General features: G+C 73.3%; 16 protein-coding genes. 8 read left to right on the top strand and 8 right to left on the bottom strand.

All coding sequences use genetic code 11. The features are described from left to right. Positions 1 to 110: 110 nt before the first annotated feature. From ACIQTO_RS01955 to ssd, 5 genes are all read right to left on the bottom strand, one after another. Complete coding sequence (locus ACIQTO_RS01955) at positions 111 to 386, bottom strand: DUF4244 domain-containing protein (RefSeq protein WP_402381545.1); 276 nt, start codon at positions 384 to 386, stop codon at positions 111 to 113. Between the two features lie 114 nt (positions 387 to 500). Beyond that, the gene (locus ACIQTO_RS01950; protein ID WP_402381542.1) at positions 501 to 1,037 is read right to left on the bottom strand and encodes a type II secretion system F family protein; all 537 of its coding nucleotides are present in this window, start codon (positions 1,035 to 1,037) and stop codon (positions 501 to 503) included. Positions 1,038 to 1,453: 416 nt separating this feature from the next. Beyond that, positions 1,454 to 2,425: a type II secretion system F family protein gene (locus ACIQTO_RS01945; RefSeq protein ID WP_402381539.1), complete on the bottom strand. Its 972-nt coding sequence runs from the start codon at positions 2,423 to 2,425 to the stop codon at positions 1,454 to 1,456. Between the two features lie 277 nt (positions 2,426 to 2,702). Further along, on the bottom strand, positions 2,703 to 4,055 hold the full coding sequence (locus ACIQTO_RS01940) for a TadA family conjugal transfer-associated ATPase (protein WP_402381537.1): 1,353 nt from the start codon (positions 4,053 to 4,055) through the stop codon (positions 2,703 to 2,705). Further along, positions 4,055 to 5,179, bottom strand: a complete 1,125-nt coding sequence (ssd, locus tag ACIQTO_RS01935) for a septum site-determining protein Ssd (protein WP_402381534.1) — start codon at positions 5,177 to 5,179, stop codon at positions 4,055 to 4,057. The genes ACIQTO_RS01940 and ssd overlap by 1 nt, the downstream gene beginning before the upstream one ends. 790 nt (positions 5,180 to 5,969) lie before the next feature. On the opposite strand from ssd, the gene ACIQTO_RS01930 reads away from it, so the two are divergent. Beyond that, positions 5,970 to 6,950: an HAD family hydrolase gene (locus ACIQTO_RS01930; RefSeq protein ID WP_402382706.1), complete on the top strand. Its 981-nt coding sequence runs from the start codon at positions 5,970 to 5,972 to the stop codon at positions 6,948 to 6,950. 453 nt (positions 6,951 to 7,403) lie between these two features. On the opposite strand, the gene ACIQTO_RS01925 is transcribed toward ACIQTO_RS01930, so the two are convergent. Continuing rightward, positions 7,404 to 8,297 carry an oxidoreductase gene (locus tag ACIQTO_RS01925; RefSeq protein ID WP_402381533.1) on the bottom strand — a complete coding sequence of 298 codons (894 nt, stop codon included), beginning with the start codon at positions 8,295 to 8,297 and terminating at the stop codon, positions 7,404 to 7,406. A 268-nt stretch (positions 8,298 to 8,565) separates the two neighbouring features. Between ACIQTO_RS01925 and ACIQTO_RS01920 the strand changes: the two genes are divergently transcribed. The 3 genes from ACIQTO_RS01920 to acs all read left to right on the top strand — a co-directional run bounded on the left by ACIQTO_RS01920 (position 8,566) and on the right by acs (position 14,609). Further along, positions 8,566 to 9,558, top strand: coding sequence for an ATP-binding protein (locus ACIQTO_RS01920; RefSeq protein ID WP_402381530.1), 993 nt, complete (start codon positions 8,566 to 8,568; stop codon positions 9,556 to 9,558). Between the two features lie 457 nt (positions 9,559 to 10,015). Further along, a complete protein-coding gene (locus ACIQTO_RS01915; RefSeq protein WP_402381528.1) occupies positions 10,016 to 12,421 on the top strand; it encodes a SulP family inorganic anion transporter in 2,406 nt (801 codons plus the stop codon). A gap of 232 nt (positions 12,422 to 12,653) precedes the next feature. Further along, the gene (acs, locus tag ACIQTO_RS01910; protein WP_402381526.1) at positions 12,654 to 14,609 is read left to right on the top strand and encodes an acetate--CoA ligase; all 1,956 of its coding nucleotides are present in this window, start codon (positions 12,654 to 12,656) and stop codon (positions 14,607 to 14,609) included. Between the two features lie 134 nt (positions 14,610 to 14,743). Here acs and ACIQTO_RS01905 read toward each other — a convergent pair whose 3' ends face one another. Next, positions 14,744 to 15,928: a serine hydrolase domain-containing protein gene (locus tag ACIQTO_RS01905; RefSeq protein WP_402381523.1), complete on the bottom strand. Its 1,185-nt coding sequence runs from the start codon at positions 15,926 to 15,928 to the stop codon at positions 14,744 to 14,746. Further along, positions 15,922 to 16,092 (bottom strand): hypothetical protein, encoded by a 171-nt coding sequence (locus tag ACIQTO_RS01900; protein ID WP_402381521.1) that lies wholly within the window; start codon positions 16,090 to 16,092, stop codon positions 15,922 to 15,924. Before ACIQTO_RS01900 ends, ACIQTO_RS01905 begins: the two co-directional genes overlap by 7 nt. A 397-nt stretch (positions 16,093 to 16,489) precedes the next feature. Between ACIQTO_RS01900 and nhaA the strand changes: the two genes are divergently transcribed. The 4 genes from nhaA to ACIQTO_RS01880 all read left to right on the top strand — a co-directional run bounded on the left by nhaA (position 16,490) and on the right by ACIQTO_RS01880 (position 20,123). Further along, positions 16,490 to 17,890, top strand: a complete 1,401-nt coding sequence (gene nhaA / locus ACIQTO_RS01895; RefSeq protein ID WP_402381518.1) for a Na+/H+ antiporter NhaA — start codon at positions 16,490 to 16,492, stop codon at positions 17,888 to 17,890. 217 nt (positions 17,891 to 18,107) lie between these two features. Continuing rightward, entirely contained in the window at positions 18,108 to 18,584 is a 477-nt protein-coding gene (locus ACIQTO_RS01890; RefSeq protein ID WP_380578113.1) for a phage holin family protein, read from the top strand. Positions 18,585 to 18,742: 158 nt separating this feature from the next. Continuing rightward, complete coding sequence (locus ACIQTO_RS01885) at positions 18,743 to 19,783, top strand: alpha/beta fold hydrolase (protein WP_402381515.1); 1,041 nt, start codon at positions 18,743 to 18,745, stop codon at positions 19,781 to 19,783. A gap of 130 nt (positions 19,784 to 19,913) precedes the next feature. Then, complete coding sequence (locus ACIQTO_RS01880) at positions 19,914 to 20,123, top strand: hypothetical protein (RefSeq protein ID WP_402381513.1); 210 nt, start codon at positions 19,914 to 19,916, stop codon at positions 20,121 to 20,123. The last annotated feature ends 116 nt before the right edge of the window (positions 20,124 to 20,239 follow it).

Here is a 20,239-nt window from a genome sequence, read left to right as displayed (position 1 = left end):
AGCCCGCGTCACCGCGGCGGGCCCGTCCCGGCCTGGCCGAGCCGCCTGATCCGGGCGCCGCGGCCGCCGCGACCGACCTGGCCGACCTGGCCGACCTGCCGAACGGACCGTCACGTCGCATGGAGTGCCCGGTCCAGGAGCCCGGTCAGCGCGTCGAGGATGGCCGGGCTGGTCACCACCTTGTAGAGCGTGGCGGCCAGCGCGCACGCCCCGAGCGTTCCCACTGCGTATTCGGCGGTGGTCATCCCGGCATCCGACCTGCCCCTGGCGCGGGCCACCCGCCGGATCCGGACGGCCGCCCAGCGGCCCCGACGGCGACACACCCCGAGCAGGTTCCGGTACCGGCGCCCGCTGTCGGCGGACCTGTGCGTGATCACTGCGGTCATGGCTACTCTCCTTGGATTCCCTGCCGCCCAGGGCCGACCGGCGACCCTGCGAGCGACCCTCTTGAGCCGAGGCTCTTGTGTCGAACGCGTCCATCGAGCCCCTCCGATGCCACGTCAGATCGAACGTGCGAAGCCGGTGGTGAGCCCCAGGACCACCGGAACCACGCTGATCAGCACGAACGCGGGGAGGAAGCAGAGCCCGAGTGGCGCCGTGGCGAGCACGCCGCAGCGGCGGACCCGGGCGTGCGCCGCGCGGGCGGCCGCACTCCGACGGGCCTGCGCCAGCCCGATCAGCGGTCCGGCCGCCGGGGCACCGCTCAGACTCGTCCGGACCAGGCAGCGTGCCAGTGGCGCCAGGGCGGGGTGTTCCTCACCCAGCCGGCTCCAGCAGACCTCCGGAGGCGCGCCCAGAGCCAGTTCGGCCGCGATCGTGACCAGCCGAGGGCCCATCGGAGCACCGACGCTCCGGCCGACCGCCGTCACCGCCGAGGCGGGCGAGGCCGCCGAACCGAGGCAGGCCGCGAGCAGCTCGGCCGTGAACGGGAGCTGCCGGACGAGCCGCTCCTCCTCCCACGCGAACCGCCGCTCCGCCGGAGAGGGCGCCCTGGACAGCCACCGGTACAGGCCCACGGCCAACAGGACGCCCGCCATTTGGCCCGTTCCGCCACCGAGCACGACGGCCGCGGCGACCCCGGCACAGCCCGCCACCACCACCCGCCGCGCATACCCCGCCGCAGCCGCGCCCGGCCCGCCGGCACCGGCACGCCATCGGGCGCGCCACCGCCGCCAGACCGCACGCCCGACCAGCCGGCCGGACAACCGCGCGGAGCGGTCCCCACCCGGCCGCCCGCGCGGCCCGGCCCGGGTCTGCGGGCGGAGCGGAGCCACCGATCCGGCTCGACGGCGGGACCGCGAGCGAACCTCGAAGCGGCTGCCGGAACGGAGCACAGCCGCCGCCCTCCGGCGTCCGGCACGCCCGCTCGCCCACCGGGACGGAACCAGCGCGGCTGCCCCCAGCGCCATGACGGACAGGCCCGCCAGGAGGGCGACCTGCTCGACCCCCGCCGTCACGCGGTTGCCGTCTCGGCCCGGAACGAACCGGTCGGCCGACCGGGCCGCGCCCGTGTCCGGGAGATACCGCACCGCCACCCGCCGCCGTCGCGCCGGTCACCGTCTCCGGCTCCAGCTCCGGCTCCGCTGCCGCCCCCGGCACGGACTCCGGCCCCAGCCTCGGCGCCCGTCCGTCCACCGCCCAGCGGGTCCTCCAGGGCGCCCCGCGAGGCCGCCCGGACGATCCGGGCCGTCCACGCCACACCCAGCCCCTCCAGAGCCGCTCCACCCAGCAAGCACGCGAGCCCGGCCGGGGTATGCAGCAGGACGGTCACCGGTCGGGCCCCGAGTGCCGCGCCGAGCAGCAAACCCGCGACGGGCAGCGCCGCCAGCACGGCGACCGTCGTTCGCGGCGCGGCCAGCTCGGCGTCGATCTCCTCCGCCAGCGCACGCTCGGCGCGCAGAGCCTCGGCGACCCCGTCCAGCCCGGCGGCCAACCCCGCGCCCCCGTCGGACGTGACGCGCCAGCAGGCCGCGATCGCGGTCGCCCCACGCCCGCCCGGCAACTCCGCGAGCAGTTGGAAGGCCCCCGGCACGTCCCCGCCGTACCGGCCGGCCGCGAGCCGGGCCACCGGCTCCAGGCCGATCCGGCGCAGGGCCTCGCCGTCCTCCGCGAGACGCGTGGTGACCACGTGCAGTGCCTGCTCGGGCGTGGCTCCGCTCCTCAACTCCCCGGCCAGCGCGGTACAGAGGTCCACCACTGCGGTGGCCCGCTGCCGGGCCTCCGCCGCCACCGCGCGACGCAGCCGCCGGCGTCGCAGCGGCAGGAAGGCCAGTGCGGCGGCCAGCACCGGAACAGGCGAGGCCGTCGCCTGCGCGACTCCCAACCCGCCCGGCAGGAGCAGTAGTTCCGGCGTCAGCCACCCCGGCCGTCGCAACAGCGCGGCCGGGGCGCCACCGGCCGCCTTCGGCCCTGGCCGCCGAGGCATCGGCGCACCACCGCTCCCGCCCCCACCTCCCCCACTGTGGCCGGCGAGCAGGCGCCCGGACCTCCTGGATCCCGCCACCTGACGCTGCAGGGCGCACCACCCCACGGCCGCCGCCCCACAGAGCACCGCCACCCAACAAAGCTCACTCTGACTTACCGTCATATCGCCTGCCCCTTTCATCGCTTGCTCCGGCCGCGCCACAACCCCAGCAATGCCACAGCGCCCACCACGCACCCCCAGATCAGCAGGTCGAACACCGGCTCGGCCTCGCCCGTGATCACGACGGCCCCTCCGGGAGCGCCGCCCCCACGGCCACCCCTCGGGTGGCGAGCAGCCGGAGAAGCCGCTCCCGCCCGGCCCCGGGCACGGTGACGCCGTCCGCCGTGAACGCCACCGCCGGAGTCGTGACGGCCAGCCCGTCGCGGTCCCCCGACAGCGTGTGGATCTCGGCGATCCGGCGTCGCCCGGAGGCCGGCTCCCGCACCAGGTGCACCACCACGTCGAGTGCCGCCCGGAGTTGGCTGTGCAGCGCCGCCCGGTCCAGCCCCGCGAGCGATCCGAGCGCCTCCAACCTGACGGGTACGTCCGCCGCCGCGTTCGCGTGCACCGTGCCGCAGCCACCCTCGTGGCCGGTGTTCAACGCGGCCAGCAGGTCGGACACTTCGGCCCCGCGGACCTCTCCCACCACCAACCGGTCGGGCCGCATCCGCAGCGCCTGGCGGACGAGATCCCGCAGGGTCAGCTCACCGACTCCCTCCTGGTTGGGCGGCCGGCTCTGCAGCCGGACCACATGCGGATGGTCCGGTCGCAGCTCGGCGGAGTCCTCGACGACGACGATGCGCTCGCCGGCCCCGGCCAGCCCCAGCAGAGCCGCCAGCAGGGTCGTCTTGCCGGTACCGGTGCCGCCGCTGATCAGCAGGGAGAGCCGGGCCCGCAGGATGCCGGCCAGCAGCTCGGCGCCGGCGGCGGGCAGTGACCCGGCGGCCACCAACTCGTCGAGCGTGAACGGGCGGGGCCGGCAGACCCGCAGCGAGATGTGGGTGCACCCGGTCGCGATCGGCGGCAGCACCGCGTGCAGCCGGGTACCGTCCGGCAGCCGCGCGTCCACCCAGGGCCGCGCGTCGTCGAGCCTGCGCCCGGCCGCCGTGGCGAGCCGGTGGGCCAGTCGGCGGACCGCTTCGGCATCGGCGAAGCGAACGCCGGTGGCCCTGCGCAGACCACCGCCCCGGTCGACCCACACCTCGTCCGGCCCGTTGACGAGCACGTCCGTGACGTCGGGCGCCGACAGCAGCCGGTCCAGCGGGCCCGCACCCACCAGTTCGGCGCGCAGCGAGCGCACGGTGTCGAGGACTTCGTCGCCGCCGAGCGGCGGGCGGGTGGCCCGCAGCACCGCCGCGACGGACCCGGCCGTCGGCGCGGCGCCCGACTCGGCCAGCCGGAGCCGGACGGCGTCGACCAGGGCCGCCGTCCGCTCCTCCCGGACCGTCCGCCCGTAGGGGGGCGGTGCCGGCCGCGGGCCCTGCTCAGGCGGGCCGGCAGCCGTCACCACGCTGCGCAGCGGCCGGCTTTCCCGCGCACCGGGGCTCCGCCCGGTGGTGATCGCGCTTCCGGTACCTCGAAGACGAACCATCAGTACACACCTCCTCCGACCGCCGGCACCGGCGGTAGCACCTCGTTCAGGAAGGTCTCGCAGAAGCGCGCGAGCGGGCCGTCCGTACGGATCCCGGGCGGTACGCCCTGCTCGACGTCGGCGGCCAGTCCGGGCTCGGGCTCCAGCTCCCCCGCGAGTTCGAGCCGCAGCCCCCGCGCGATCCGGTGGGCCGGGAGTCCGAAGGGCCGCAGCGGGCGCACCACGGCCCGTACGTCGTCGAGCCGCATCCGGACGGACGCCGCGACCCGGTCCGCGGCCGCGACGGCGCGCAGTTCGGCCGGGACCACCAGGAGCGCCGTGTCGGACTGCTCCAGCGCCTGCCCGGCGGCCGGGTCGAGCCGGCGCGGCACGTCCACCACGACCAGCCCTCCTCGGCGCCGGGAGGCGGCCAGCACACTGCGCATGGCCTCGGGCGGCACGGCGAGCGTGTCACCGCGGTCCCAGGACAGACAGGAGAGCGAGCTCAGCCGTTTGAGCACCGGCAGGGCCTTGGCCAGCTCGGCGCCGCTGACCCGGCCCCGGGAGCCGGCCAGGTCGGGCCAGCGCAAGCCGCCGGCCGTCTCGCCGCCGAGCAGGATGTCGAGCCCGCCGCCCAGCGGATCACCGTCGACGAGTATGGTCCGCCGGCCCGTACGCGCGGCCGTGACCGCGAGCGCACAGGCCAGGGTGGAAGCGCCGGCGCCGCCTCGGCCGCCGAGCACCGCGACGGTGAGCGCCGGTGTGCCGACGCCCTCGGTGGCGTCGGCGATCCGGTCGAGCAGCCAGGCCTCCGCGTCCGGCAGGAACAGCACGTGTTCGGCGCCGAGTTGGACGGCTCTGACCCAGACTCCGGGGTCGTCCAGGTCCAACCCGAGCAGCAGCACCCCGGTGCGACGGGGAAGTCCGGCGCATCGCTCGGCCTGGTCGTCCCCGACCAGCACGAGCGGCGAACTCTCCCAGAGCCCGCGCGTCGGCGGCGCTCCCCGGATCAGCTGTGGTTCGGTACCGGCGGCCGCGCAGAGCCGAAGCATGTGCTCGGCCAGGCCTTCGTCCTCGGTGACGACGAGCGGGCCGGCGGCCTCCGGGCCGTGCGCGGCGGCGTGGTCGGTGAGTGGTGTCGACATGACGGTCTCCCCTGTGCGGCGCCCGTCCGCGTCGAGCGGTACGGGCACACATCCGGATGGACGCGGCGGGCGACCGCCCGGCCGGCCTCGTCGGGCCCGCCCGGCAACCGCTGCCGTCCATCACGGTGGGGGGTGATCCGGATTCCGTCAGCGGGCTCCCGATTCCCTGTGGACAACTCGGGGCTGTGGATAACTACGTTCACCCGGACAGGGGGGCTATTGCGCAAAGAATTGACGAAACGGCCTCACCGAGAAGAACCGGGACCTCACGCAGAGCCTGATCGAACCGCATCCGCCCGGACCCCCCGAACACACTCCGGTGTTCTTCGCGCTCTCCTCGGAGCGCCACGAAGGAGTCTTCGGGAGCGGGGACCGGCCATCGGCAACTCTGAGCAACTGGCGACGGAGAGTGACGAAAGTGGGTCGGTGCATCCTCGACCCGACACCCCCTGTAGATCGCCGCCGAGCCGGCCGCCGAGCACTCCGCAAGAGCCGTTCAAGCCCTGAAAACGGCCCCGGACGTGCGACGACCCCCGCCGGGGGGGAGAGCGGGGGTCGTCTATCCACGGCCCGACTCGGGGGGGAGGAGCCGGACCGGGTTAGCACGGTCGCGAACGATCCGTGACTTCCATGGTGTACCCGAGCGGCCAGAAACACAAACCCGCGCGCCCGTGAGTACGCCGAATGGCGGGCGGTTTTGCGGTGCCCTCTATCCTCGGTTCCCGTGGACACCACCGAGAACGCCGACGAGTACGCCGACGAGTCCCCGGACTCCACCGCCGAGACCGCAGTGACCGCGGAGACGGCCGAGGCCGCCGAGAACACCGAGAACTCCGCGGCCGACGAGAAGGCCGGGAGCGCCGGGGCGGAGCGGAGTTCCGGGGCCGCCGGGAAGAACGGCTCCCCTGCGGCCGACGAGCCCGGCGGGCGCGCCGCCGCCGGTCTCCCGGCGGCCGTTCCGCGCCCGGCCGGCCCCAGGACGGCCGCCTTCTTCGACCTCGACAAGACCATCATCGCCAAGTCGAGCGCCCTGGCCTTCAGCCGGCCGTTCTACCAGGGCGGTCTGATCAACCGTCGGGCCGTCCTGCGCAGTGCGTACGCGCAGTTCGTCTTCCTGGTCGGTGGTGCGGACCACGACCAGATGGAGAAGATGCGCGAGTACCTCTCCGCGCTCACCCGGGGCTGGAACGTCCAGCAGGTCCGCGAGATCGTCGCCGAGACGCTGCACAACCTGATCGACCCGATCATCTACGACGAGGCCGCCTCCCTGATCGAGCAGCACCACGCCGCCGGCCGCGACGTGGTCATCGTCAGCAGCTCGGGCTCCGAGGTGGTCGAGCCGATCGGTGCCCTGCTCGGCGCGGACCATGTGATCGCCACCCGGCTGAAGATCGAGGACGGCCGCTACACCGGCGAGATCGAGTACTACGCCTACGCCGAGAACAAGGCCGCCGCCATCCGGGAGTTGGCCGAGGTCGAGGGGTACGACCTCGGCCAGTGCTACGCCTACAGCGACTCCTCGACGGACCTGCCGCTGCTGGAGGCGGTGGGCCACCCCTCCGCCGTCAACCCGGACCGCGCGCTGCGCAAGGAGGCGGTGGCCCGCGAGTGGCCGGTGCTGGTCTTCGACCGCCCGGTCGAACTGCGGCGGCGGCTCCCGGAATTCTCCGCGCCGAGCGGCTCGGTACTGACCGCCGTGGCGGTCGGCGCCGCGGTGCTGACCGCCGGCGTGATCTGGTACGCGGCGCGCCGCCGCCGCCCGGCGGCCTGAGGGCTCGCACGGCCGGCAACCGGTGCGCCGGGCAGTCCTCGCGCCCGCCGCGTGCGCCCGGAGGCCATGGGCGCACGCCCTACCAAAGGTGACGTAGAGGTCCGTTTGGGACAAAACGGGCAAAAGCCGAAGACTTCTCGTTTCGGGTTCCCCTTTCCCCCGAAACGCGATACAAATGAAGCACGGCCCGCGAGACCCGGTCAGGACCGAAGAGGTCAAACCGACAACGCAGTTCAGGCCCACGGACCGCACGTACAGATAGTCGAGCACCCACATGCAGCCGACCCGCTGTCGGGCCGCCGCACCAGACGAACGGGCAGGATCCCCGTCTGATGGGCACTTCCGGTGCATGCATGGTCACCCGGCACCTGTACCAGCGGCGGCATCCGGCAGGATCGGGTGCCGCCGCATCTCTCTGCCCGGGACGGCCCGGAGCGCGCCGCCCGCGGCCCGTCAGACCATGCCGCGCTGCATCGCCTCACAGACCGCCGTGCTCTCCCGAACGCCGAGCCGCAGTGCCCGGCCGCAGTGGCCGATCCAGGCCGCCAACCCCTCCGGCGTGCCCGCCAGATAGCCGGCCAGCGCGCGCCGATAGGCGTCCGTACCGAGTTCCGCGAAGCCGACCTCGGCCGGGCAGATCGACTTCGGGTCGAGCCCCTCGGCGATCAGGACGATCCGCTGCGCGGCACGCGCGATCACACCGTTGTGCGAGCCGAACGGACGCAGCGCCAGCAGCTCCCCGTGCACCACCGACGCCACCACCAGGGCCGGCGTCCCGACGCCCTGGCCCTCGGCACGGGCGATCAGCAGCCGGGAGAGCTGGTCCAGCCGGGCGGCGACCTCCTCCGGCCCGGGGGCCGGCGGCAGCTCGGCCACCGGTCCGGCGGGACCGGCTTCCACCTCGACGCTCTCCGCCGCCTTGAGCTCCAGTGGGAACAGCGCCTCCACACCCTCCCCGGCCTGCCTCGGCCGGCCCGCCGCGGGGTCGGCGTCCCCGACCGCCAGCAGGTGCAGCCGAGCCAGCACCTGGAGCGGCGAGTGCCGCCAGATGCTCAGCAGCTGGCCGGCCTCGGCCGCGATCCGCAGCGAGGCACCCACCGTGCGGGACTCGTGGCCGGCGCTGAAATCGCTGCGGCGCCGGACCTCCTCCAGCGGCCAGTCGGCCCCGGCCAGCGCCGCCGAGGCGCGGGCACCGCGCAGCGCGGACTCGGAGGTGACCTCGGCCGCGCGGCGGCGCATCACCCGGTGGCCGTAGAGCCGGTCGACGGCCTTGCGCACCTCGGCCACCGCGTCGGGCACCCCGGGGAGCTGGGCCAGCGGGGCGAGGGGATCTGTTCCAGTGCTCACCTACCCGAGAGTAATGAACAGGGGGCCCCTCCCGGAACAGCAACCCCGCATCACCCGTTAGAGGCAATCCTCACTTCCCTTCGTCGATGAAGCCGAAACCGCGGATAGCATGGCCACTATCGGAGACGATAACGATTTCCAACTCCGGAGATCGTCGGCCTCGGCGCAGTGCGGACGCGACCCGGAAGGGCGGCGCGGAAGCGGCCCGGAAGAGGCCCCGAGCAGGCGGCCCCGAGGTCGGGCCCCAGAGCGAGAGCGGGAGTCCCAGATGAAGATCGCCTTCGTCGGCAAGGGCGGCAGCGGCAAGACCACGCTGTCCTCACTGTTCATCCGCCATCTGGCCGCCGCGGGCCGACCGGTCATCGCCGTCGACGCCGACATCAACCAGCACCTGGGCCCCGCGCTGGGCCTGACGGACGATCAGGCCGCCGAGCTGCCGCCCCTCGGCGGCCACCTGCCCGAGATCAAGCAGTACCTGCGCGGCGACAACCCGCTGATCCGTTCCGCCGAGGAGATGATCAAGACCACGCCGCCCGGCCGGGGTTCGCGACTGCTGCGGATCGTCGAGGAGAACCCGGTGTACGGCGCCTGCGCCCGCCCGATCGCGCTCGACGAAGGCTCGGTGCGACTGCTGGCGACCGGCGCCTTCACCGAGGAGGACCTCGGGGTGGCCTGCTACCACTCCAAGGTCGGCGCGGTCGAGCTGCTGCTCAACCACCTGGTCGACGGTCGGGACGAGTACCTGGTCACCGATATGACGGCGGGCTCCGACTCCTTCGCGTCCGGGCTGTTCACCCGCTTCGACCTGACCTTCCTGGTGGCCGAGCCGACCCGCAAGGGCGTCTCGGTCTACCGCCAGTACAAGGACTACGCACGGGACTTCGGCGTCCGGCTCCGCGTGGTCGGCAACAAGGTGCAGGGCCCCGACGATCTGGAGTTCCTGCGCGCCGAGGTCGGGGACGACCTGCTGACCACCTTCGGGCAGTCCGACTGGGTGCGCCGGCTGGAGCGGGGCGCCGAGCCGCCGCTGCGGACCCTGGAGCCGGGCAACCGCGCCGTGCTGGAGCAGCTGCGCGCCGAGGCCGACGCCGCCCACGACCGGCGGGACGCCCTCCGCTACACCGAACAGGCCGTCCTCTTCCACCTCCGCAATGCGGAGAGCTGGGCCAACGCCAAGGTCGGCATCGACCTCGCCACCCAGGTGGACCACGACTTCGTGCTCGGCGAGGAGCAGCCCGCCCCGGTCGGAGCCCGCGCCTGACGGCCGGCTCCGGCACCCCCGGAGCGCCACCGCGCCCCACCGCGCCCCACCGCCGCCGACGGGCCGCGACCTCCCCCACCCCCGGGAGGTCGCGGCCCGTTTCGCGTGTCCGGCGTCGACCGGACGCCACCAGCAGATTTCCATCGGTTCGAACACCACCCAATGGGGTGAATCCAGCGCGCTGGCCCTACCCTCCGAGATGACGCTGTGCAAAGCTTTCATTACCCTCGGTTTACCGAGTCTTGATGGTCCTCTCTGTGGCCTGGTTCTCCACGGCTTCTTCGAGGCCCCTTGATGGTCCACGGCCCGGCCGGTGACACCCGCAATCCCCGCCGCGCCCCACGCCATCCCGCCACACCGTCGCAACCCACGACAGCCGATCCGACTCCCCGAGCCCCCACAACCGGACTCACCACCGGACCTGACTGCGTTCGTTCCCCGGAAAGACGGGAAGACAATGACCCTCGACATCTCCAGCGCCCCCATCGCCTCCGACACCAACGACCACGCCCCACCCGGCCAGCACTCGCACAACCGGTGGGCGCAGGACTTCTCCGCCTCCCTCGTGGTCTTCCTCATCGCCGTGCCGTTCTCCCTCGGCATCGCCCTGGCCACCGGCGCCCCACTCACCGCCGGTCTCGCCGCGGCGGCCGTCGGCGGCATCGTCGTCGGGTTCCTCGGTGGCACTCCCCTCCAGGTCAGTGGCCCCTCCGCCGCACTGACCGTGATCACCGCCGGACTGATCACCCAGTACGGCTGGCAGGCCACCTGCGCCATCACCCTCGCCGCCGGGCTGCTGCAGCTCCTGCTCGGTGTCCGCCGGGTGGCCCGAACCGCACTCGCCGTCTCCCCGGCCATCGTGCACGGCATGCTGGCCGGCGTCGGCCTCACCATCGCCATCGCACAGCTGCGCGTCGTCCTGGGCGGCTCCCCGCAGAGTTCCGCACTGGCCAATATCCTCGCGCTGCCGGAGCAACTGGCGGGCCCGCACCCGTCCGCGCTGGTCGTCGGCACGGTCACCGCCGCCGTCCTGCTCGCCTGGCCCAGGCTCGGCCGACTTCCCGGCAGGGCCGGAGTGCTCGGTGCCCGGCTGACCAAGGTGCCGGGCCCGCTGGCCGCCGTCGGCACCGCCACGGCGCTCTCCATGGGCCTCGGTCTGCAGCTCGCCCGGGTCGAACTGCCCGCCTGGCAGCCGCACGACCTCGTTCCCGACCTGCCGCACGGGCCGCTCGCCGCGGTCCTGGCCGCCGTGCTGACCGTCACTGCCGTGGCGAGCGTCGAGTCGCTGCTCTCCGCCGTCGCGATCGACCGGATGTCGCACCGCACCGGGGACCTCGACCGCGAGTTGCGGGGCCAGGGCCTGGCCAACATGATCAGCGGCCTGCTCGGTGGGCTGCCGATCGCCGGCGGCGCGGTGCGCAGCACCGCCAATGTCCGAGCCGGCGCGCAGACCAGGTGGTCCTCGATCCTGCACGGCATCTGGGTGCTCGCGGCCGCCTTGGCCCTCACCGGCGGGCTCCGCCGGATCCCGCTCGCCGCGCTGGCCGCCCTCGTCCTGGTCGTCGGCCTGCAGATGGTCAGCTTCGCGCACATCCGCAAGGTGCACCGGCACCGCGAGTTCCCGGTCTACCTCGCCACCGTGCTCGGTGTGGTACTGCTCGGCGTCCTGCTCGGGGTGGCGCTGGGCACCGCGACGGCCGTCCTCCTCGCGCTCTACCGCCTGACCCGTGCCCATGTGGACGTCCTGGCCGGCCCCGACGGCTCGTACACGGTTCAGACGCACGGACCGCTCACCTTCACCGCCGTGCCCCGGCTGAGCCGCGCGCTGGCCGGCATCCCCGCCGCCGCCGACGTGGCCGTCGTCCACGACGGCTCCTTCCTGGACCACGCCGCGTACGAAACACTGCACAGCTGGCGAACGGGCCGGCAGGCAGCCGGCGGCCGGGTCTCGATGGTGACCCGACGCCAGGACGACGAGGTCCTCGATCCCGACGGCACCGTCCGGGCCGGCAGCTCCTCCGGACCGCACCGCTGCCGCGCCTGGACCCCCTGGGTCGGCCACCACTGCATCGATCAGCAGGAGGACCCGCACGGCCGGCTGCTCGACGGCGTCCGGGTGTTCCAGCTGCACACCGCCCCGCTGGTCCGGCCCGAACTCGCCCGGCTCGCCCGGGAAGGGCAGACACCCTCCCAGCTCTTCCTGACCTGCGCCGACTCGCGGATGGTCACCAGCATGATCACCAACAGCGGCCCGGGCGACCTGTTCACCGTCCGCAACGTGGGCAACCTCGTACCGGCACCGTTCGAGCCGGGCGCGGCCGACGACTCGGTGGCCGCCGCGGTGCAGTACGCCGTGGAGGCGCTGGAGGTGCGCTCCATCACGATCTGCGGGCACTCCGGCTGCGGCGCCATGAAGGCCCTGCTGGACGGCGTGCACGAGCAGCCGGGGCCACCGACTCCGCTCACCCGCTGGCTGCGCAACGGCCGCGGCGCGCTCGACCGGCTGCGCCGGGCCCCCGCCGAGTTCACCGGCCGCCCGGTGGCCGACCTGGTGGAGCAACTCTGCATCACCAATGTGGTCCAGCAACTGGATCAGCTGCTGGCGAACCCCGCGGTGGAACGCCGGGTCACCGAAGGCACCCTGCGCCTGGTGGGGATGTACTTCGACTTCGCCACCGCCCAGGCCTATGTGCTCGACCGGGAGAGCGGCCGGTTCAGCCCGGTCGAGGCCCTGGGCGCCACGGCCGGCCCCGCGCCCTGCGACACGCCCGGGCGAATGAGTGAATTCGAAAAGGTTCCCGTGGCCGACGCGGACCTCGCCGCGGCCACCGCCACCGGGGGCGACCCCAGGCTGGCCGCCTGAGAGCCGGGCCCGTGCCCTGCCGGGCGGGCCGGGGCACGGGCCCACTTCCCCACATCGCCGCCGAGGCCCTCATCCCTCGGTCTGCCGTTCGACTCTCGGTGAAAGGTCTACACCAATTACCCGGAGCCTCTTGTCAACCGACCGCTTTGCCTGGTGAGCTGTGCGCTGGGACACACGGGACAATCCCCACGCACGGGATTGATCCCGATCATGACTCGATGAGGAGTGCGCGTTGAGCAACGAGAGCCTGGCCAACCTGCTCAAGGAGGAGCGGCGCTTCGCCCCGCCGGCAGAGCTCGCCGCAGCCGCCAACGTCACCGCGGCCGCGTACGCGCAGGCCTCCGAGGACCGCCTGGGCTTCTGGGCCGAGCAGGCCCGCCGCCTCACCTGGGCCGTCGAGCCCACCGAGACGCTCGACTGGTCCAACCCGCCGTTCGCCAAGTGGTTCAACGACGGCAAGCTCAACGTCGCGTACAACTGCGTCGACCGTCACGTCGAAGCGGGCCATGGTGACCGGGTCGCCATCCACTTCGAGGGCGAGCCCGGTGACAGCCGCTCGATCACCTACGCCCAGCTCAAGGACGAGGTCTCGCAGGCCGCCAACGCGCTGCTGGAGCTCGGCGTCGTCAAGGGCGACCGGGTGGCCATCTACCTGCCGATGATCGCCGAGGCGGTCGTCGCGATCCTCGCCTGCGCCCGGATCGGCGCCACCCACTCGGTGGTGTTCGGCGGCTTCTCGGCCGACGCCGTCGCCTCCCGGATCCAGGACGCCCAGGCCAAGCTGGTCATCACCTCCGACGGCGGCTACCGGCGCGGCAAGCCGTCCGCGCTCAAGCCCGCCATCGACGAGGCGCTGACCAAGGCCGACGGCGTCGAGCACGTCCTGGTGGTCCGCCGCACCGGCCAGGACGTCTCCTGGACCGAGGGCCGCGACGTCTGGTGGCACGAGATCACCGCGCGCCAGTCCACCGAGCACACCCCCGAGGCGCACGACGCCGAGCACCCGCTCTTCATCCTGTACACCTCGGGCACCACCGGGAAGCCCAAGGGCATCCTGCACACCTCGGGCGGCTACCTCACCCAGGCCAGCTACACCCACCACGCGGTCTTCGACCTCAAGCCCGAGACCGACGTCTACTGGTGCACCGCCGACATCGGCTGGGTCACCGGCCACTCGTACATCGTCTACGGCCCGCTCTCCAACGGCGCCACTCAGGTGATCTACGAGGGCACCCCGGACACCCCGCACCAGGGCCGGTTCTGGGAGATCGTCCAGAAGTACGGCGTGACGATCCTCTACACCGCGCCCACCGCGATCCGCACCTTCATGAAGTGGGGCGACGACATCCCCGCGAAGTTCGACCTCTCCTCGCTGCGGGTGCTGGGCAGCGTCGGCGAGCCGATCAACCCCGAGGCGTGGGTCTGGTACCGCGAGCACATCGGCGGCGGCAAGGCCCCGATCGTGGACACCTGGTGGCAGACCGAGACCGGCGCCATGATGATCAGCCCGCTGCCGGGCGTCACCGAGACCAAGCCGGGCTCCGCCCAGCGCGCCCTGCCGGGCATCGCCGCCACGGTGGTCGACGACGAGGCCAACGAGGTCCCGAACGGCTCCGGCGGCTACCTGGTACTCACCGAGCCGTGGCCGTCCATGCTGCGCACCATCTGGGGTGACGACCAGCGCTACATCGACACGTACTGGTCGCGCTTCCCGGGCCGCTACTTCGCCGGTGACGGCGCCAAGAAGGACGAGGACGGCGACATCTGGCTGCTCGGCCGGGTCGATGACGTGATGCTGGTCTCCGGCCACAACATCTCGACCACCGAGGTCGAGTCGGCCCTGGTCGGCCACCCGTCCGTCGCCGAGTCCGCCGTCGTCGGTGCCGCCGACGCCACCACCGGCCAGGCGATCGTCGCCTTCGTCATCCTGCGCGGCAGCGCCACCGACAGCCCCGAGCTGGTCGAGGAGCTGCGCGCGCACGTCGGCCGCACGCTCGGCCCGATCGCCAAGCCGAAGCAGATCAAGGTCGTCGGCGAGCTGCCGAAGACCCGCTCCGGCAAGATCATGCGCCGGCTGCTGCGTGACATCGCCGAGGGCCGCGAGGTCGGTGACACCACCACGCTGGCCGACAGCTCGGTGATGAGCCTGATCCAGTCCCAGCTCCCCCCGGCGGGCAGCGAGGGCTGACACCCCGTCGAACGGCACGGTGCCCCGGGTGGTCATGACCACCCGGGGCACCTCCGTCCGCCCCCACCGGCACGCACCCGTCCGCGTCCGCGCGAGCACCTCGCGAGCGCCCGGCCTCCGTGCCGCGGGGTGGGTCAGTCCGCCGGCGCCCGACGCTCGACGACCAGGGTGCGCAGGATGTCGTACGCGTTCTGGACGAAGCCACGGCTGCGCAGCGGCAGCGTGCCGGCCATCACCGCCAGCCCCACCTGCGCGCGCGGGCTGAACCCGACGAAGGTGGTGAACCCCCGAGTGGCTCCGGCGTGGTAGACCACCTCGTCGGCGACCTCCCGGTCCGCACTACCACCCGCGCCACCGCCCGTGCCACCGCCCGGCCCGCCACGCCCATGCCCGCCCACCGGGTCGCCCACCGATTCGGCGGCCAGTTCGGCAGCCAATCGCCCAGCCACTTCCTCGGCCAGGTCGGCGGCCAATTCGGCGGCCGGGCCGCCCGCCGGCCGGCCCGGGTCCGGCGCCGCCGGGACCGAGCGGTGGTTCCAGCCCAGGCAGATCCGCGTCCCGCCGCGCCGCCGTCCCGCCCGCGGTCGCCGGACCTCACCCAAGGCCGTCCGCAACGCCCCCGCGTCGGTCCGTTCGGACAGCGGGACGGCGTCCAGCGCCAGATGCGCCTGCAGGTAGCGGAGCATGTCGTCCGCCGTGGAACGCAGCGCGGCGGCGCCGGGCAACGCGGGCAGCCGGAAGGACGGGACCCGCCGGCCACGCCGGTACCCGGCGGCGTCCTCACGACCGGGGCCGCAGGAGGTGTCCACCAGGCCGAGCGGCCCGCAGACCCTGGCCTCCAGCAGGTCGTCGTAGCGCTGTCCGGCCGCGTTGGCGAGCAGCAGGCCGAGCAGTCCACAGCCGAGGTTCGAGTAGCGCACCTGGGCGCCCGGGGTCCCGAGGACCGGGGTACGGGGCAGTGCCCTGAGCAGATGGGCCGGGCCGAACGTGGCGTACGGGCTGGTGAACCAGCGGGGCGCCATCGCCGGGAGCAGTCCGACCGGCAGCCGGGGCAACCCCGAGGTGTGGGTGGCCAGGTGGAGCAGGGTGATCGGCCGCTCGTGCGGGTAGCCGGGGACGGCGTGGGCGGGGAGATAGCGGTCGATCGGGTCGTCGTAGCGGACCTCACCGCGGGCGGCCATCTCGGCCAGCAGCAGTCCGGTGAAGGTCTTGGTGACGGACCCGAGCGCGAACCTGGTGTCGGCGCGGACGGGCCGCTCGCTGGAACGGTCGGACTGACCGCGGCAGGCGACGATCCGTTCGTCGCCGCGGATCACCACGACGACGGCACCACCGCCCGGAGCGGCGGCCCGGAACAGCGGGCGGAGCAGGCGGTCGAGTTCCGGTCCGGGCTCGGTGGCCGCAGCACCGGCAACGGCTCCGGCAGCGACTCCGGCAACAGCTCCGGCTCCGGCTCCGGCAGTGAGCCCCTCTCCGGATTCATGCGTCACAGCGTTCACCGGTCCGCGCTCCACGGGAGCGGCCGGCCGAACGGCGGGGGCGGTAAGAGGGGCGGTCTGGGCATCGTCATGTCTCCACAGCAGAGCGGGAAATCGCGCCACTCGAACGGGTGGCACTGCGATCGACGATAAGGACGCGTTCACCCGTCTGCATGCGGCCGACTCCATTCGAGTGCCACACCCGCGCGCAGAACGGGACACCGGGCCCCAGGTCCTGAAGTATGACAATACGGATGCCCCATTCCGGTTCCGGCTAGACTGTCAAAGACGCGACAAGATCTCCCCCGGAAATCGGTCGCGTCACAGGGCGCGCCGGGAAGTCTGGTCGGCACTGCACCACAGGTGCATCCGCACACCGTTCCCCCGCCCAAGGAGATCCGCGTGGCCGACCAGCAGCCCGCCAACGAGCCGACCCGGCGCCGCCAGTTCCTCGGCCGACTGCCCCTCCCCGAGCGGACCTACATAGCCGACGCCCTGCGCACCGAAACGGTCGGTGGCGTCCTGCTGCTGATCGCCGCCGTGGTCGCCCTGATCTGGGCCAACGTCTGGCCGCACGCGTACGAGAGCGTCCTCGACTACACGATCGGGCCCTCCGGACCGCTCCACCTGGACCTCACCCTGGACGCCTGGGCCAAGGACGGCCTGCTGACGATCTTCTTCTTCGTGGCCGGCATCGAACTCAAGCGCGAATTCGTCGCGGGTGAGCTGCGCAGTCCCAGTGCCGCGATGCTGCCGGTCATCGCCGCGGTCTGCGGCGTCGCCCTGCCCGCGATCGTCTTCGCGATCGCCAACTCCGGCAGCGGCGGCCACCCGGGCGGCTGGGCGATCCCGACCGCGACCGACATCGCCTTCGCACTCGGTGTGCTGGCCGTGGTCGGCAGCCACCTGCCCTCCGCGCTGCGGGCCTTCCTGCTCACCCTCGCCGTGGTCGACGACCTGATCGCGATTCTGATCATCGCGGTCTTCTACAGCTCTGGCATCAAGTTCTGGGCGCTCGGGCTGGCCTTCGCCGGCCTGGTGCTGTTCTGGTTCCTGCACCGGCGCGGGGTGCACGGCTGGTACCTGTTCGTCCCGCTCGCCTTCGTGATCTGGGCGCTGATGCACGAGAGCGGCGTGCACGCCACGGTCGCGGGCGTCGCGATGGGCCTGATCCTGCGCTGCCACCGGGTGGGCGACGAGAAGTCCTCCCCCGGCGAGCACATCGAGCACCTGGTCCGGCCGATCTCGGCCGGAGTGGCCGTCCCGGTCTTCGCCCTGTTCGCGGCCGGGGTGACGATCTCCGGACCGGCCCTGGCCGACGTGTTCACCCAGGCCACCCCGCTCGGGATCGTCCTCGGTCTGCTGGTCGGCAAGACCGTCGGCATCTTCGGCGGCACCTGGCTGGCCGCCCGCTTCACCCGCGCCGAGCTGAATCCGCAGCTCAAGTGGGCCGACATGTTCGCGGTCTCGGTCCTCGCCGGCATCGGCTTCACCGTCTCCCTGCTGATCAGCGAACTGGCCTTCCCCGACGACGCGGACCTCGCCGGCCTCTCCAAGGCCGCCGTCCTGGTGGGCTCGCTGCTCTGCGCGCTGGTCGCCACCGTGCTGCTGAAGCTGCGCAACCGGCACTACCGCGCGCTGTGCGAGGAAGAGGACCGCGACCTCGACGGCGACGGCATCCCGGACGTCTACCAGCAGGACGATCCGGCCTGGCAGGCCCGGGCGGCGGAGGCGGCCCGCCGGTCGGCCGAGAGCGGCCACGACGGCACCGGTCCCGGCTCGGGATCCGGTCCCGGCCGCTGACGGCCGCGGCCCTCCGAACGGGACACGTCCCTCCTGCGGGGCCCCGGAGTGGTGTGCGACTGACCGGTAGGGGCATGATTCTGAGCTGTCGACAGTCCACAGACACCGCCGGCCGCTCCGATCCCTCGAAGTGGTCACCGGAGACGGCTCCCGGAACGTCCCGGGGGCAGCACCGCACGGCGGCGTCATGCCGCACAGCCGCAGAGGAGAACCGCTGATGCCCGCAGGAGCCGCAGACCCGTCCAGCAACGGCCGGGCGCCCTACGAGGGCGAGCGTTCGGTGGGGCAGCTGTTCGCGGCGGCCACCGCGGACCTGTCCGCCCTGGTCCACGACGAGATCGCGCTGGCGAAGTCGGAGCTCCGCGCGGACGTCAAGCGCGGCGTCTCCGGCGGCGTCTCGCTGGCGGTCGCCGGCGTGGTGGCACTGGCCGCGGTACCGATGCTGAGCGCCGCGGCGGCGTACGGGATCCACGCGCTGGGCCTCTCGCTCGGCTGGTCCTTCCTGATCGTGGCCGGCGCGTACCTGCTGCTGGCGGTACTGCTCGGGCTGCTGGCGCTGCGCTCGTTCAAGCGGATCGAGAAGCCGCACCGCACCATCGAGGGTGCTCAGAAGACCGCCGACGTGCTCAAGAACGCCCGGCCCCGCCCGGCCACCCAGGAGGAGATCGACCGGGCCCTCGGCCGCATCCCGTAGACCCACCGGACACTCCGGTCGGTCCGGACACTCCGGGCGGCTGCGAACCCGCGCCCCGGCGTCCCCGCCGCGACGGCCGGGGCGTCCGGTCCGGTCCGGACGCCCCGAGAGCGAGTGCCGAACGCGTACCCGGCGCGCCGATGTGACACGCTCTCGGTATGCCGCTCGACCAGAAGCCCGTGCCCGCGCAGCCGTCCGCCAGCTCCGGCCCCGACCGCACGGTCGGTCAGGACGCCGTCGACCACGGTCAGGACGCCGCCGAGGAGACCGCGGGCACTCCGGCGGCCGTGCCCGCGGCGCCCTGGGACATCCGGCAGCCGGGCCCGTGGACCCACCGCGACCTCGCCGCCAACGGCGCCCGGTTCCACATCGCCGAGCTGGGCGAGGGCCCGTTGGTCCTCCTGGTGCACGGCTGGCCCGAGTACTGGTGGGCCTGGCGCCACCAGCTGACCGCGCTCGCCGAGGCCGGTTACCGGGCCGTCGCACTCGACCTGCGGGGCATCGGCGGCAGCGACCGCACCCCCCGCGGATACGACCCGGGCAACCTCGCGCTGGACATCACCGGGGTGATCCGCTCGCTCGGCGAGCGGCGGGCGCACCTGGTGGGCCACGCCTCCGGTGGCACGCTCTCCTGGGTGGCGGCGGTGATGCGGCCCTCGGTGATCCAGAGCCTCACGGTGGTCTCCGCCGCACACCCCCGGGACCTGCGCCGAGCGCTGCTGACGGACCGCCGCCAGATCGCCGCCTTCGACCACGTGCTGGGATTCCAGCGGCCGTGGATACCGGAACGCCGCCTGGTGGCCGAGGACGCCGCGCTGGTCGGACGCTACCTGGACGCCTGGACGGGCCCCAACCAGCTGGACCGGACGGCGGTGGCCGCGTACCGGCAGGCGATCCAGATCCCCAGCACCGCGCACTGCTCGATCGAGCCGTACCGCTGGCTGCTGCGCTCGATGGCCCGGCCGGACGGCATCCAGTTCGCCCGTCGGATGAAGAAGCCGATCACCGCGCCCACCCTGCACGTCCAGGGCGCCGCGGACCCGGTCCTGCTGTCGCACACCGCGCTGGGCGGCGGTGAGTACGTGGCGGCGCCGTACCGCTGGCGACTGCTGCCCGGAATCGGGCACTTCCCGCACGAGGAGGCGCCGGAGCAGTTCACCGCCGAGCTGCTGGACTGGATCGGCCGCCACAAGGACTGAGCACCTCCACCTCCGAGGACGGAAGTGGAACTCAACTCCCTTTACATTGCGCTCATATGACAAACGCATAGGCCAAGTTGACGACCCCCTGGGCGGTTACTCCGGCCGGCCCAGGGGCATCCATTGCGGTATGACCTGGATGCCCGATCACGGCAACGCTCCGCGCGGCCGACGCCACAACAGCTCGCAGAGGTCCGGCCACCGCCCCGACTGGGCGGACGACCTGGGCCGCGACGGTACGGACCACCGTCGGAGCACGGCGCAGCGGCAGCTCGGCATCCCGCGCATCCTCGGCCGCCGGGCCCGTTGGGTGGGCGCGCGACTGCGGCGCGAGACCTGAGGCCCCGCGGCGCAACCGCCGGAGAGCCCGGCGCAACCACCGCGGAGCCCGGCACAGTCACCGGAGAGCCCGGCGCAACCACCGCGGAGCCCGGCACAGTCACCGGATTACCGGGC

This window comes from Kitasatospora sp. NPDC091207 (genome assembly GCF_044768625.1).
In the GTDB taxonomy this organism is placed as follows: Bacteria; Actinomycetota; Actinomycetes; order Streptomycetales; family Streptomycetaceae; genus Kitasatospora.
Note: the sequence above shows the minus strand (reverse complement) of the source record. Positions and strands in the feature narration are given on the sequence as shown.

Bases quoted from the DNA above. Each gene is read 5' to 3' on its own strand.
- ACIQTO_RS01890 (WP_380578113.1), top strand. From the start codon at position 18,108: ATGCCCGCAGGAGCCGCAGACCCGTCCAGCAACGGCCGGGCGCCCTAC.
- ACIQTO_RS01955 (WP_402381545.1), bottom strand. From the start codon at position 386: ATGACCGCAGTGATCACGCACAGGTCCGCCGACAGCGGGCGCCGGTAC.
- ACIQTO_RS01940 (WP_402381537.1), bottom strand. From the start codon at position 4,055: ATGGTTCGTCTTCGAGGTACCGGAAGCGCGATCACCACCGGGCGGAGC.
- ACIQTO_RS01950 (WP_402381542.1), bottom strand. From the start codon at position 1,037: ATGGCGGGCGTCCTGTTGGCCGTGGGCCTGTACCGGTGGCTGTCCAGG.
- ACIQTO_RS01900 (WP_402381521.1), bottom strand. From the start codon at position 16,092: ATGAATCCGGAGAGGGGCTCACTGCCGGAGCCGGAGCCGGAGCTGTTG.
- ACIQTO_RS01885 (WP_402381515.1), top strand. From the start codon at position 18,743: ATGCCGCTCGACCAGAAGCCCGTGCCCGCGCAGCCGTCCGCCAGCTCC.
- ACIQTO_RS01945 (WP_402381539.1), bottom strand. From the start codon at position 2,425: ATGCCTCGGCGGCCAGGGCCGAAGGCGGCCGGTGGCGCCCCGGCCGCG.
- ACIQTO_RS01880 (WP_402381513.1), top strand. From the start codon at position 19,914: ATGACCTGGATGCCCGATCACGGCAACGCTCCGCGCGGCCGACGCCAC.
- ACIQTO_RS01915 (WP_402381528.1), top strand. From the start codon at position 10,016: ATGACCCTCGACATCTCCAGCGCCCCCATCGCCTCCGACACCAACGAC.
- ACIQTO_RS01920 (WP_402381530.1), top strand. From the start codon at position 8,566: ATGAAGATCGCCTTCGTCGGCAAGGGCGGCAGCGGCAAGACCACGCTG.
- ssd (WP_402381534.1), bottom strand. From the start codon at position 5,179: ATGTCGACACCACTCACCGACCACGCCGCCGCGCACGGCCCGGAGGCC.